General features: G+C 40.2%; 2 protein-coding genes. Both read left to right on the forward strand.

Annotated elements, in window-relative coordinates; all coding sequences use genetic code 11:
* The first annotated feature begins 109 nt into the window (after window positions 1-109).
* On the forward strand, window positions 110-742 hold the full coding sequence (locus tag D9603_RS20845; protein WP_128732765.1) for an SDR family oxidoreductase: 633 nt from the start codon (window positions 110-112) through the stop codon (window positions 740-742).
* 369 nt (window positions 743-1111) lie between these two features.
* Entirely contained in the window at window positions 1112-1282 is a 171-nt protein-coding gene (locus tag D9603_RS21915) for a hypothetical protein (RefSeq protein WP_010370673.1), read from the forward strand.
* Window positions 1283-1377: the final 95 nt, after the last annotated feature.

The raw sequence follows: 1377 nt of genomic DNA on the forward strand, positions 1-1377 counted from the left end.
CTAAATGAGAAATTTTTAACGAAGCTAATATGCTATTTCACCCTTCAAATTGATTAGAGAATTAATTCAATTGGTATTAGCTAAGCAAACACTTTAAAGGAGTTTATCTATGAAGACCTTAATCATTGGTGCCAGTGGTCAAATTGGAAAAATGACGACAAAGAAAATGCTAGAGCGGGGTCATGACGTTGTGGCGTTAGTGCGTGATAAAGATAAGTTGGCAGATATTGGCTCTGTGCAGTTAACCATTATTGAGCATGACCTTGAAAACGATTTTAGCGCCGCTTTTGACAACATCGAGCAAGTAATATTTAGCGCAGGCTCCGGTGGAGAAACGGGTGCGGACAAAACCCTACTGATTGATTTATGGGCTGCGACTAAAGCTATTGATTATGCTGTGAAAGCAAACGTTAAACATTTTATTATGGTCAGCTCTATTGGTGCCGACGATCCTGATAACATTGAAAGTGAAATCAAACCGTACTTGGTAGCCAAACACATGGCCGACCAATACCTACAAAGAAGTATCGTAAACTACACCATCGTTCGACCTGGTACATTACTTAATGAGCCCGCAACTGGTGGATTCTCCACTTCGCGCCCTGCAAATAGAGAAGACGCTGTAATAAGTCGAGAGAATGTCGCTGACGCATTAGCTTACCTTGCCACTTTGCATCCTCAGAATCTAACGTTTGAGCTATTTAATGGTGAACAACCTCTCAAACAAGCACTATGCCAATAAGTGGGTTATGTCTCGGGGCTTAACGCCTCGGGATATATGTCGAAAACACTTTTTGCTGTACCGATATAAAAGCTTGCTTTTATAAGAACTATTCTGTATCATTCAAGACTTGCTTTATTAATTCCACTCTAGATAAAGCAAACCTCAAGTAATGCCTCCTTGCCCTGATCCAGTAAGTCCGCATAAAACATACAAACAGAGCTTAATATAGTCAGGCGAAATAAAATCCAACAGCATGTTGGTACAGACTGTCATACCCATATCGGGTCGTTGTGAGTACAGTATATCCTGTTCGCTAAACTGTAATGAAGCTCATCTACTATTAAAAGCATCAGCTAGTTTGCTGTGCATTATAAAGTGAGTTTTATTATGTCATATACATATAACGGAACAGAGATCCGTGTTGAGCAACCAATTCGCTCAATTTCGGTGAACAAATCTAAAGTGATCTTTGCTGACGGCACAGGCCGTAAGATCACACAATTCGCCAATGGCGGCGAAGCACGTCAGTTTCTGAGCTGGTTAACTTCAGCACATTGATTGTGTGGTAATACCAATTTGACTTAAAAAAATGCCGGACAACGTCCGGCATTTTTGTATCTTCAATATTTGTTAAGCTTATACCAATTTGCTTA

Origin of the sequence: Pseudoalteromonas sp. PS5, from assembly GCF_004103255.1 — a bacterium.
Taxonomy (GTDB): Bacteria; Pseudomonadota; Gammaproteobacteria; order Enterobacterales; family Alteromonadaceae; genus Pseudoalteromonas; species Pseudoalteromonas peptidolytica.